The organism is Burkholderia cenocepacia (assembly GCF_014211915.1).
Taxonomy (GTDB): Bacteria; Pseudomonadota; Gammaproteobacteria; order Burkholderiales; family Burkholderiaceae; genus Burkholderia; species Burkholderia orbicola.
Window position 1 is genome coordinate 1,380,976 of sequence record NZ_CP060040.1, and the last position, 11,542, is coordinate 1,392,517.

11 protein-coding genes are annotated in these 11,542 nt (G+C 66.7%); 7 read left to right on the top strand and 4 right to left on the bottom strand.

Annotated features, from left to right (window positions below):
- Positions 1 to 42 precede the first annotated feature (42 nt).
- From SY91_RS22700 to SY91_RS22710, 3 genes are all read right to left on the bottom strand, one after another.
- A complete protein-coding gene (locus SY91_RS22700) occupies positions 43 to 324 on the bottom strand; it encodes a hypothetical protein (protein ID WP_006480874.1) in 282 nt (93 codons plus the stop codon).
- A gap of 79 nt (positions 325 to 403) precedes the next feature.
- The gene (locus SY91_RS22705) at positions 404 to 994 is read right to left on the bottom strand and encodes a hypothetical protein (RefSeq protein WP_023477972.1); all 591 of its coding nucleotides are present in this window, start codon (positions 992 to 994) and stop codon (positions 404 to 406) included.
- A gap of 111 nt (positions 995 to 1,105) precedes the next feature.
- Positions 1,106 to 1,429: a hypothetical protein gene (locus tag SY91_RS22710; RefSeq protein WP_011547313.1), complete on the bottom strand. Its 324-nt coding sequence runs from the start codon at positions 1,427 to 1,429 to the stop codon at positions 1,106 to 1,108.
- Positions 1,430 to 3,262: 1,833 nt separating this feature from the next.
- Between SY91_RS22710 and SY91_RS35160 the strand changes: the two genes are divergently transcribed.
- Positions 3,263 to 3,487, top strand: coding sequence for a hypothetical protein (locus SY91_RS35160; RefSeq protein ID WP_226134186.1), 225 nt, complete (start codon positions 3,263 to 3,265; stop codon positions 3,485 to 3,487).
- A gap of 210 nt (positions 3,488 to 3,697) precedes the next feature.
- On the opposite strand, the gene SY91_RS22720 is transcribed toward SY91_RS35160, so the two are convergent.
- Positions 3,698 to 4,621 carry an AraC family transcriptional regulator gene (locus SY91_RS22720; protein WP_006480869.1) on the bottom strand — a complete coding sequence of 308 codons (924 nt, stop codon included), beginning with the start codon at positions 4,619 to 4,621 and terminating at the stop codon, positions 3,698 to 3,700.
- Positions 4,622 to 4,802: 181 nt separating this feature from the next.
- Between SY91_RS22720 and SY91_RS22725 the strand changes: the two genes are divergently transcribed.
- The 6 genes from SY91_RS22725 (at position 4,803) to SY91_RS22750 (ending at position 11,322) form a co-directional block, all read left to right on the top strand.
- A complete protein-coding gene (locus tag SY91_RS22725; RefSeq protein WP_006480868.1) occupies positions 4,803 to 5,264 on the top strand; it encodes a (2Fe-2S)-binding protein in 462 nt (153 codons plus the stop codon).
- Positions 5,265 to 5,266: 2 nt separating this feature from the next.
- The gene (locus tag SY91_RS22730) at positions 5,267 to 7,477 is read left to right on the top strand and encodes a xanthine dehydrogenase family protein molybdopterin-binding subunit (RefSeq protein WP_006480867.1); all 2,211 of its coding nucleotides are present in this window, start codon (positions 5,267 to 5,269) and stop codon (positions 7,475 to 7,477) included.
- Between the two features lie 445 nt (positions 7,478 to 7,922).
- Complete coding sequence (locus SY91_RS22735; protein ID WP_011547308.1) at positions 7,923 to 8,321, top strand: winged helix-turn-helix domain-containing protein; 399 nt, start codon at positions 7,923 to 7,925, stop codon at positions 8,319 to 8,321.
- A 383-nt stretch (positions 8,322 to 8,704) separates the two neighbouring features.
- Positions 8,705 to 9,859 (top strand): type III secretion system cytoplasmic ring protein SctQ, encoded by a 1,155-nt coding sequence (gene sctQ / locus SY91_RS22740; RefSeq protein ID WP_185921394.1) that lies wholly within the window; start codon positions 8,705 to 8,707, stop codon positions 9,857 to 9,859.
- Between the two features lie 3 nt (positions 9,860 to 9,862).
- Positions 9,863 to 10,537, top strand: coding sequence for a type III secretion system export apparatus subunit SctR (sctR, locus tag SY91_RS22745; RefSeq protein ID WP_006480865.1), 675 nt, complete (start codon positions 9,863 to 9,865; stop codon positions 10,535 to 10,537).
- On the top strand, positions 10,537 to 11,322 hold the full coding sequence (locus SY91_RS22750) for a lytic transglycosylase domain-containing protein (RefSeq protein ID WP_043887770.1): 786 nt from the start codon (positions 10,537 to 10,539) through the stop codon (positions 11,320 to 11,322). Before sctR ends, SY91_RS22750 begins: the two co-directional genes overlap by 1 nt.
- Positions 11,323 to 11,542: the final 220 nt, after the last annotated feature.

An 11,542-nucleotide genomic window follows, 5' to 3' on the forward strand; every position in this document is an offset into this window, starting at 1 on the left:
CACTCTCCGGACGAGGTTTGACCTCCGACCCAGGCAACCGTACTAATTCCCCTGAATGCCTTCAGTTTTCGCTGCTTCCCCGAACTGCTTCCAGCCGCTGCCCAGCTGGGACCACGAGCCGGCCGACATGCCCCGCCACTGCTGGGTGTCCGGTCCGCCGATGGCACTGCCCGACGAAAGCGTTTGTTGTTCTGACGGTTTGGTTGTCTGGTCAGGTTTGTTTGACGTCTGCATAGTCGATTGCCCACCATCGGCAGCACGGTCAGCGCCATACGCCGTCAGAGACGCGAACATCAGAGCGGCGGCAATCAGGTTCTGCTTCATGCCAACTCCTTACGTGACAACGATGCGGAAAAGAGACCAGCGTCGCTGGGAAACTGGAAACTGGTCCCCCCACACCTGACTAATGACTGCTCCCGGTCGCGCTCGAGTCGCCCTGGCTTCCGCCCGATGCGGACGGCGAACCGGCCGGACCGGTACTCCACACGGTCGACGCGTTGTAGTGATTCGAGCCGGTGATCGCGCCCGACCCGCCACTGCCCGTCCATCCCACGGCACCCGCGTTGGCATTGCCGTGGTCGTTCGCGCCCGTGGCCGTGTAGTGGTTCGCGCCGAGTACGATCGTGGCGGTCACCCCTCCCGAAAGCGCATTCGCGTTTTCGTTCGTGCTGCCGTTTCCAGCAAACGAGCCCGCGGCACCGATACCGCCGCCTGCCGCGAACGCGCCCCCGTTCGTGCCCGAGCCGCTGGCCGTCGAAGTCGAGTTGTGGTAAGCGGACGCCGTGCCGGCGGAGCCGGCGGGTGTCACGGTACTGCCTGCATTCGCGCCGGCCGTCGAAGTCGAATTGCTGGTATAGCTGCCGGAGCCGACCAGCACCGAACCGGAAACACCCGCCGCAACGGATTGCGTCTGGTTGGTCGTGGACGATCCGGCCGCCAACGCAGCGGACGAAATGACGGTGAGCGCTGTCGCTAACATGACTTTGGCTTTCATAGCAATTCCTTGCTGTGAGGAAGTTCGACGGTGGCGGAGCCGGGCCTGCCCTTGCGGGACAAGACCCGGCATCCGTACCGCCAGCCAATGACGAACGCTACGCGTCGCGGCTTAGTGGTGATACGTCCAGCCGGTCGAGCCCGCGTTCGCGCCGCTGCTGCCGCCCGCTTGTGCGCCGCCGAAGCCGAAGCCGCCGACCGTCGACGTTTGCGTGTGGTTCGTGTACGAGATCGAACCGCTGCTGCCGCCACCGGCCGTTGCGCCGGCTGCGCCGAGTGCCGAACCGGAATCGGTCGCGGTGAAGTGGCCGAACCCGGCGACCCCGGCCATCGTCTGGCCACCGCTCGACGAATTGCTGCTCGACACCGTGCCGCTGCCGGCAAACGCTGCACCCGAAACCGCCAGAACTGCTGCTGCAATCAGAAGCTTCTTCATGGTCGACTCCAAAACGGCGTGGAGAGAATGAGCATGGAAGATCGCACGCCATCAACCTTCCTGCCTCGAGCAATCCTTAAAAATAAGGATCACTATCAAATCAAGAAATCATTGTTTAATAGAAAATCGGTGCTTTTATTTTTTGGCCAGCCGAAGTCTAGTTTTATGTTTTTAAGTTGTCCAAAATTTACGAGTAGGTGTTTTCTATTATTTTTATGAACATTGAAGTCCAATCAAAAACACCTCGATTAGATTTACCGGAATGACGCGCACATCTTTCCGGTTCGCGATTTCAATACCCCGTCGAAAACCGATGCCGGCACTGGCATCCGCTTCCGGAATTGAAAATTCGCGAATGTATCGACTACCGCCAAATGCAGCGACCGCTCGATACGCGCCCTTTAGCCGGGCGATAACGGGCCTGCATTGCAGACAGACGACATGTCTGCTCCCTGAGCTATCGACGAAAGGCCTTCCGGATAATCCGGCGGACGCACGTTCGATCTAATCCGGCCGGCGCCGGCACTGGCCCGGCGCGATCGAAACGGCTCTGCACGGTTGAAGAGGAATCGGCGCCATGCTGTCCGGCACGAACAGCCTGTCCCATCCGGGAATGCCGAATGAGGTCGAGCACCGCTGTCGCCCGGTTGCCGCACGGAACGGCAACCGCTCCAGCGCGCGGAGGGCGGGAAATCGGCAAGGCGCGACCCTCGACGCTGGCACTGCGTCGCGAGCACGACCCCGATCATTCCGACTACCCCTGTGATGCGCAAGAAACGCGCGGATCAAGCCACTGCTTATAGTGTTCATCGCCGCTTCCCCGACTGGCTCGTGACGAACTGGTCGCCCCCACATCGTTGTTGCATCGTGTCGACCGCTCGCCGGTGCGTCCAATGTCGCAAACCGCATGCCATGCGATATGCCACCGCGCGTTGCGCGCGGCATGCGGCCGCCAGGCCTGACCATTACGCCCGGAACGGTATTTTTTGTTTCAGGAATGTATCGCGACAACGCTGGGCACACGGCGGCGATCATTGAACAATGCGACGCAATCCCGTGATTTGACGGACGAATCCGGCGCGCCGAAGCGCGCCGGACGCCCCAGCGAACGGGTGTTTCAAACTTGAGAAGCCCGCCTCGGCGGATGGCCGGTGGTTCGTACGTTTCCGCTGACAAACCGCAGGTTGCGGCATGCCGACAGCCGTTCGTTACCCCGGCGAACGGGGCCCCGGCGCACGACGCTCCGCGCCGCACGGCCACCGACAAGGCTGGAACCCGGGTTCACTCCGAAATACGAAACGAATTTGATTCATCCGTGAAAATACCGACACGATCATGCGGGGAAAAATCTTGCCGTCCGTCACATTGCGGGCGTAACAATTAAAACAAATGTAACCGCATGACCCGACAGAAACACGAGCATCATTTTTTCATTTCCATTCGATTCGCCTTTCACTCCATGATCCACAAGATCGACTCATTGAAGAGACACTTTCGATCATTTATCCGCTTGATTCTCATCGCTGAAACATGCCGATTGAAAACGGCTTTTAAGCCTCCAATTCCGTAAAAGCCTGATTTATCGCGCGTTTCGTCGTATCGAACCGTATCGATCCCGCGATCGCCACGGGCGCGTCCCTGGCCCCACGATTCACGCCTGAAACACAAACATGCGTGCCGAACGGTCATTGCGTGGCCACGCCCGCATGCAGCGGGACTTCGTCGTTCATGGCATGCCGATTGCCTGAGGTCCGGCTCTCACCGAGCGGCACGCCACGGCACACGCAATACAAGCGGCGGCCGCTCGTCAATCAGCGTATCGGGGAAAAGGCGATGAAGATCACCACCGATCGATCGACGCTTGCGTCGTTCAAGCATCAACGGGGTTGTCAGCGAAACCGGAGCGCCTGTCGCGGCGCTTCGTCGACATCGGCAGAGGCGGACCGGCGCCTGCCGAAGCGATACCCGTGCGGCGGGATGGAACGCGTGCGCGACGCCGTCGAGCAAATCGACGTGTGGTTCCTGGAGATGCTTGACGAAGAGGAAAGCCATGAATGACAGGGGCGCGATCGACACGCGTGCCGGTCACGGGTGGAGCAGGCTTTCTCGGCAGCTACGTGTGCGAACGCGTCGTCATGAAAGGTTCATTCGTTAGGGATGCAGATTTCCAGGAGCGCGGCCACTTCGACGAACCGCGCCTGTCGATGTTCGACTGCCTGCGCCACGCGATCGGTTGTCGCGCAATGACGATCGGCGAGCGGCCGGCCGTCAGCCGAGCAGTTCCTTCTTGCGTAGATGCACGACGTCGCGCATCGGCGGCGCGCCGAACAGCCGGCTGTATTCGCGGCTGAACTGCGACGCGCTTTCATAGCCGACGACGGCCGCCACCGATCCGACGTCGCCACCCTGCCGCAGCAATAGCCGACGCGCCTCGTGCAGCCGCAATTGCTTCTGGTACTGCAGCGGGCTCAGCGTCGTCACGTGCTTGAAATGATGGTGCAGCGACGACACGCTCATGTTGACCGCCTGCGCGAGCGACTCGACGCGCATCGGCTCCGCGAAGTGATCGCGGATCCATTCGATCGCACGCGCGATCCGGTGCGTCTGGCTGCCGGCGATCGCCATGTGGCGCAGCCGCGTGCCCTGGCCGCTCGTCATCAGCCGGTACAGCACTTCCTTCTCGATCAGCGGCGCGACGACCGCGATGTCGGCCGGCGTATCGAGCAGCCGCAGCAACCGCAGCGCCGCATCGAGCAGCGGCGGCGTCAGCTCCGCGAGCGCGATCCCCTCGCCTTCCGGGCCCGCATCGGGCTCGGGCAGCCGCATCTCGGCCGCCAGCTCGACGATGCGCTGCGGATCGAGCGTCAGCGACAGGCACAGGTACGGTTCGTCCGCCGACGCACGCGTCACGCGTGAGAGGATCGGCAAGTCGATCGACGTAATCAGGCAATTGTGGGTGTCGTATTCATAAGCCTGGCCGGCCACGATCACGCGCTTCGCGCCCTGCGCGGCGATCACCAGCGCGGCGCGCGATACGGCGCAGCCGAGATCGACCGGCCGCGTGTGCCGATGCAGCATCAGGCCCGGCACGGCCGTCGAATGCGAGCCGTCCGCGGGCGCGAAACGGCCGATCAGCGACGCCAGTTCGCGCCGCCCGGCTTCGCGCGACGCGACGATATCGGTCATGTCCATGACGCATCCTCGAATGATTTCCCGTGTCGCGCGAGCATAGCGAAACGGCTCGCGGCGTGCAGGGAATTTGCAGGATTGTTCAATAAATTTGCAGGATTGGGTAGACGCAAAAACCGATGCCTCGCGCACACTCCCGGCTAACCTGCCCGTATGGCGGGTTTTCCCCACGGAGACACACAACATGCCTACCTCGTTTGTCCTGAACGGCAAGAACGTCACGCTCGACGCCGATCCGTCGATGCCCGTCCTCTGGGCGATTCGCGAACACGCGGGACTGACCGGCACGAAATTCGGCTGCGGCATGGCGCAGTGCGGCGCGTGCACGGTGCATCTCGAAGGCCAGGCCGTCCGCTCATGCGTGCTGCCGCTCGCCGGCATCGCGGGCAAGCACGTCACGACGATCGAAGGCCTGCAGAGCAAGCCCGCCCAGGCCGTGCAGGCCGCGTGGGTCAAGCTGCAGGTGCCGCAATGCGGCTATTGCCAGTCCGGCCAGATCATGTCGGCCACCGCGTTGCTCGAACAGAATCCGAAGCCGACCGACGCGGACATCGACGCCGCGATGAACGGCAACCTCTGCCGCTGTGCGACCTACGCCCGCATCCGGGCCGCGATCCACGACGCGGCCGCGACGCTGGGAGCCTGACCATGACGATCGAACTCGACCACACCGATGCGGTGCGCCCGTCACGCCGCACCTTCCTGAAAACCGCGGGGGCCGCGGCCGCCGTCAGCCTGACCATCGGCTTCGACTGGGCCGGTCTCGGCCGCCGCGCGCTCGCCGCGACCGCGCCGGCCGGCGATTTCGCGCCGAACGCCTTCCTGCGCATCACGCCCGACGGCGCCGTCACGGTGATCGCGAAGCACGTCGAAATGGGCCAGGGCGCGTATACGGGCATCGCGACGATCGTCGCCGAGGAGCTCGACGCCGACTGGTCGAGCGTGCGCGTCGAAAGCGCGCCGGCCGATGCGAAACGCTATGCGAACCTCGCGTTCGGCACGATGCAGGGCACGGGCGGCAGCTCGGCCATGTCGAACTCGTGGCAGCAACTGCGCGAAGCGGGCGGCAAGGCGCGCGCGATGCTCGTGTCGGCCGCGGCGGCCCGCTGGAAAGTGCCGGCCGGCGAGCTGACCACCGCCAACGGCGTCGTCTCGCACGCGAAGAGCGGCAAGACGGCCGCGTACGGCACGCTCGTCGCCGATGCGTCGAAGCTGCCGGTGCCCGACAAGGTCACGCTGAAGCAGCCGGCCGATTTCAAGCTGATCGGGCACCGGATTCCGCGCGTCGACGGGTCGTCGAAATCGAACGGCACCGCGCATTTCACGCTCGACACCACCTTCCCCGGCATGCGTGTCGCACTGCTGCAGCGGCCGCCGCGCTTCGGCGCGACGGTGAAATCGTTCGACGCGACGGCCGCGAAGGCCGTGCCGGGCGTCGTCTCGGTCGTGCAGGTGCCGGGCGGCGTCGCGGTCGTCGCGACCGGCTTCTGGGCCGCGAAACAGGGCCGCGACGCGCTGAAGGTCGACTGGGACGAAACGAAGGCGGAGAAGCGCGGCTCGGACGAACTGATGCGCGAATACCGGCAACTCGCCGAGAAGCCGGGCACGTCGGCGCGCAAGGATGGCGATGCCGATGCGGCGATCGCCGGCGCGGCGCGCAAGGTCAGCGCGACGTACGAATTCCCGTATCTCGCGCATGCGCCGATGGAGCCGCTCGACGCGGTCGTCAAGCTGACGGCGAACAGTTGCGAGATCTGGGCCGGCGACCAGTTCCAGACGGTCGACCAGGGCAATGCGGCCAAAACGGCCGGGCTGAAACCGGAACAGGTGAAGATCCATACGCTGTATGCGGGCGGCAGCTTCGGCCGGCGCGCGAATGCGTGGTCGGATTACGTGGTCGAGGCCGTGTCGATCGCGAAGGCGCTCGGCGCGGACGGCAAGCCCGTCAAGCTGCAATGGACCCGCGAGGACGACATCCAGGGCGGCTTCTACCGGCCGATGTACTTCCACAAGCTCGACGCGGGCCTGACCGCGGACGGCAAACTGGTGGGCTGGCGCCATCGGATCGTCGGCCAGTCGATCCTCGCCGGCACGCCGTTCGAGGCGTTCATGGTCAAGAACGGCGTCGACGCGACGTCGGTCGAGGGCGCGGCGAACCTGCCGTACGCGGTGCCGAACGTGTCGGTCGAGCTCACCACCACCCAGGTCGGCCTGCCGGTACTGTGGTGGCGCGTGGTCGGCAGCTCGCACACGGCCTACGCGGTCGAGGCGTTCATCGACGAAGCCGCGCACGCGGCCGGCAAGGACCCGTACGCGTTCCGCCGCGACCTGCTCGCGAAGGAGCCGCGCATGCGCGCGGTGCTGGAGCTGGCCGCGCAGAAGGCCGGCTGGGACCCGGCCAAGCCGCTGCCGAAGGGCCGCGGGCGCGGGATCGCGGTGGCCGAGGCGTTCAAGAGCTATGTCGCGCAGGTGGCCGAGGTCTCGGTCGACGCGGACGGCAAGGTGAAGGTCGAGCGCGTGGTATGCGCGGTCGACTGCGGGATCGCGATCAATCCCGACATCGTCGCCGCGCAGATGGAAGGCGGCATCGGCTTCGGACTCGGCGCGGCGATGCACAGCGCGATCACGCTGAAGGACGGCCAGGTGGAGCAGCGCAACTTCGACGGCTACCACGTGCTGCGGATGGCCGAGATGCCGAAGGTCGAGGTGCATATCGTGCCGTCGGCCGAGGCGCCGACCGGGGTCGGCGAGCCGGGCGTCGCGCCGGTCGGGCCGGCCGTGGCGAACGCGATCTTCGCGGCGACGGGCAAGCGGCATTACGTGCTGCCGTTCGATTCGGCGGATAGCGCGAAGGCTTGAGGTACCGGGACGCCGGCTGCGGGGCGAGGCAGGCCCCGTGGCCGGCGTTTTTCGGCTGCCCATGTAGGGTTCGATGTCGGCAAAAATCGTCGTCAACCGTTTGATTCAAAAAGAAAACCCGGCAAACCCGGTAGGGTTCGATGTAGGGTTCGTTACCCAGCCGAAGCCTTATCCGGCCGCCCCCGAAGTCCGTACCTTCCCCGCGTTACGTCAGACGTAACGCCCGTAACGTCCCCGCCCGATGCTACGTAACAATCCTTCACCATTGGTATGGCCCGTTCATCACGCACCCGGCGTTGCGCGTTAAAAATTCTTTTTAAATTCAAGGCTGCTACGCGGTCCGCGCCGTTCCCGCCCGCCGTTAGCCCCTGACAACCGCCCCCTGGCCCGGAAGTTGCAGCACAGGACCCCGCAAACACTCCTTTATGGACATGCGAGGGCCACCATGGATTGCAAATACCTGTACATCGACAACATAAAAATCAATTTCGTGCGCCGCACGATCGAAATCGACAACAAGGTCGTTGACGTTACGCCGCGCGAATTCGACGTCGTCGAATTCCTGCTCGACAACATGAACAAGATCGTGCCGCGGCAGGCAATCCAGGAAGCCGTGTGGGGCCGCGAGCTCGGCGTGTCGTCACGCACGCTCGACACCCATATCTCGCGAATCCGTTCGAAGCTGCAACTCGAACACGACAAGAACCTGCGGATCATCCCGATCTACGCGGTCGGCTATCGGCTGGTGCTGTTCGGTGCGGCGATGACGCACGTCGAGCGCCACGACGCGGCGCCGGTGCTGCGCGCGGCGCCGCAAGCCGCGATGGCCGCCGACTACGCGTAACGCTTCGCCCGCGCGCCGCCCGTTCGCGGCACGCCGGCCACGCTTCCCCAACCGCACTGCGCGAATCGGCAGCGCCTCGCGGCCTGCCAGCCGGATGCGGCCTGCACGCCGCCCGGCCCCCCAGCCAGTCGCGCCCCAACCGCCGCCTCCGGGCGGCGGTTGCTTTTTGACCGCCGGCCGTCGCCCCGCCCGCGCCACCGCACTTCGTCACGCTTCGTAGCACCCCGCTCCCGCCGCCTCCGCGCGATGGCCGCGACTACGGATTCCGGCGCGGCACGCGCCCGGCGCCGTCCCTACAATCGACGCAGCAGCCGCGCGCCCCTCGGCGCCGCCGGCCCCAGAACAACCCGTCGAACCAACGCCGAATCCGCCCCGATCCCGCCGTGCCTGCGCTGTTCCTGACGAATGCCGACGCCGGCGACGCCGCGAACCGGGCCCTGCCCGCTGCTTCCCCGCCGCCCGCCGCCGCGCCGGCCGCGGTCGCGCTCGACGCGTCGCCCTACCTGCCGCGCCTGTCCGCCGCCGCCGCGCGCGGGCTGTCGCATGCGTACGGCGCGACCGGCGCCGTCCCGGTCACGCTCGGCGAACAGGCGTACGAGGTGCGCTGGCGCGTCGACGCCGAGCCGGCCGCCGATGCGCACGCATACCGCGTCGTCGTCGGCCCGGCCGCCGGCACGCTGTGGATCGACCCGATCGCGGAAGCCGAATGGCTGGGCGATGCGGCCGACCCGGCGGTGCCCGCCGTGATCCGCGCGGCGCTGCTCGCCGATCTGTGCGCGCCGCTCACGACCGTGCTGCAGGCCGCGACGCGGCAGCGCGTCGAACTACTGCCGCCGCCCGACGGCGCGCCGGCCTGGCATGCGGCGCCGGCCGCGCTGCGGTTCGAGTTGCGGCGCGCCGACGCCGCGTGGCGCTGCCACGGCGCACTGCTGTTCGACGCGCCGGATGCGCTGGCCGTGTTCTTCGCGGCCGCGCCGGCCCCGCTCGCCGACGCGCGCGCGGCCTACGCGAACCTGCCGGTGCCGCTCGTATTCGAGATCGGCCGCACCGAGCTGACGACGGCCGAGCTGGCCGATGTGGTCGGCGGCGACATCATCGCGATCGAGCGCTGGCAGGCGCACGAGCAGAACCTGCTGTGCGTCGCGCGGCTGCCGGCCGCGCCGGCATGGGAGATCACCGGACGGCCGTCGGGCAACCGACTGACCGTCGAACGAATCAGGGAGATGCCATTGGAACCGACCCGCACCGACTCCACGCCGCCGACGACGCACGACGCGCCGCCCGCCGACGCACCGCGCTCGCTCGACGGCCTCGCGGTCGACCTGCGCTTCGAGCTGCCGCCCACGTCGATGCCGCTCGGCGAGCTGAGCGCGCTGCAGCCGGGCGCCGTAATCGAGCTGCAACAGGGAATCAACCAGAGCGTGATCCATCTCGTCGCGAACGGGATGCTGATCGGCACCGGCCATCTGATCGCGGTCGGCCAGAAGCTCGGCGTGCGCGTCGTCACGCTGACGCAACCCGCGCCGCGCGAGCGCTGAACGATGGGCAACCTGCCGAATCCGGTCGCGCTGATCGCGGTGATCGCCGCGCTCGGCATCGCGCCGTTCGCGGCGCTGATGGTGACGAGCTACACGAAACTCGTGGTCGTGCTCGGCCTGCTGCGCTCCGCGCTCGGCATCCAGCAGGTACCGCCGAACCTCGTGCTGAACGGCATCGCGCTGATCCTGTCGCTGTTCATCATGGCGCCCGTCGGGATGTCGATCCGCGACGCGCTGCAGGCGCGCCACTTCGATGCGTCGGGGCAGTTGTCGACCTCGGACATCGGTGCGCTCGCCGACGCGGCGCTGCCGCCGATCAAGGATTTCCTCGTGTCGCATACGCGCCAGCGTGACCGCGAATTCTTCGTGCGCACCGCGACGTCGGTCTGGCCGAAGAACCGTGCGGACGGCATCAAGGACGACGATTTGCTCGTGCTGGTGCCGAGCTTCACGCTCGCCGAGCTGACGAAGGCGTTCCAGATCGGCTTCGTGATCTACATCGTGTTCATCGTCGTCGACCTGCTGGTCGCGAACATCCTGCTGGCGCTCGGGATGCAGATGATCTCGCCGACGACGATCTCGGTGCCGTTCAAGCTGCTGCTGTTCGTCGCGCTCGACGGCTGGTCGCTGCTCGTGCACGGGCTCGTGCTGTCGTATCGGGTCGCCGGAGCCGGATGATGCGCGCATGCGCCCTGCGAACCGCCGCCGCGTGCGTTGCCGCGCTCGTCGCGCTCGTGCTCGCATGCGGACAGCATGGCGTCGCGCATGCGGCCGGCAGCGCCGCCGGTTTCGCGCAACTCGCTCGCGCGTGCGCGCCGAACGTCGACCCCGATACGCTCGCCGCGCTCGTACGTACCGAGTCGGGCTTCAATCCCTATGCGATCGGCGTGGTCGGCGGCCACCTGACGCGCCAGCCCGCCTCGCTCGACGAGGCGCGCGCGACCGCACGCGAACTGTCGTCGCGCGGCTTCAGCTACAGCGTCGGCCTCGCGCAGGTCAACGAACGCAATTTCGCGAAATACGGGCTCGACGAAGCGACGATGTTCGAGCCATGCCGCAACCTGCAGGCCGGCGGCGCGATCCTGACCGAATGCTTCGCGCGCTCGTCGGGCACCGGCCGCGCCACGCAGGCCGCGTTGCGCGCGGCGCTGTCGTGCTACTACAGCGGCAACTTCACGACCGGTTTTTCGAGCGGCTACGTGAGCCGCGTCGTCGCGAGCGCGCAGCGCAATGCGCGCGAAGGCGGCGTCGAACCGATTCCCGTCGTGAGCGACACGCCGCCGGCGCGGCAGCGACGCATGGACGCGGTCGCAACCACGCCGCCCGATCGCGCGCGCAGGCTGCCGTTGCCGGCCGCTTCCGCCGACGCACCGTCGTGCCATGCGCGCCCGGTCGTGATGATGTGCCGCGGGCTGCCGGCGAACCAGGCGAAGCGGCTCTGCGTGCGGTGTCTCGATCAGTGACCGCATGATCGCGCGCGGCGCCGGGCGTGCGCGCCCGCGCCGCTTTCAGGGGTCCGAACGACGACGCGCGGCGTGGCTGCCGCTCGCCGCGCGCGTCTCGTAGCCCGCGCGACGCCGGGGCGCCGGCCGCTTCCTGCCGCTACGAAACAGCGGCGTTCCCGCTGCCGGGTGCGTCCGTACACTCGAACGATCACGTCGCGGCGTGCAGGACGCCGCACGT

Bases quoted from the DNA above. Each gene is read 5' to 3' on its own strand.
- SY91_RS22700 (WP_006480874.1), bottom strand. From the start codon at position 324: ATGAAGCAGAACCTGATTGCCGCCGCTCTGATGTTCGCGTCTCTGACG.
- SY91_RS22705 (WP_023477972.1), bottom strand. From the start codon at position 994: ATGAAAGCCAAAGTCATGTTAGCGACAGCGCTCACCGTCATTTCGTCC.
- SY91_RS22710 (WP_011547313.1), bottom strand. From the start codon at position 1,429: ATGAAGAAGCTTCTGATTGCAGCAGCAGTTCTGGCGGTTTCGGGTGCA.
- SY91_RS35160 (WP_226134186.1), top strand. From the start codon at position 3,263: ATGAAGATCACCACCGATCGATCGACGCTTGCGTCGTTCAAGCATCAA.
- SY91_RS22720 (WP_006480869.1), bottom strand. From the start codon at position 4,621: ATGGACATGACCGATATCGTCGCGTCGCGCGAAGCCGGGCGGCGCGAA.
- SY91_RS22725 (WP_006480868.1), top strand. From the start codon at position 4,803: ATGCCTACCTCGTTTGTCCTGAACGGCAAGAACGTCACGCTCGACGCC.
- SY91_RS22730 (WP_006480867.1), top strand. From the start codon at position 5,267: ATGACGATCGAACTCGACCACACCGATGCGGTGCGCCCGTCACGCCGC.
- SY91_RS22735 (WP_011547308.1), top strand. From the start codon at position 7,923: ATGGATTGCAAATACCTGTACATCGACAACATAAAAATCAATTTCGTG.
- sctR (WP_006480865.1), top strand. From the start codon at position 9,863: ATGGGCAACCTGCCGAATCCGGTCGCGCTGATCGCGGTGATCGCCGCG.
- SY91_RS22750 (WP_043887770.1), top strand. From the start codon at position 10,537: ATGCGCGCATGCGCCCTGCGAACCGCCGCCGCGTGCGTTGCCGCGCTC.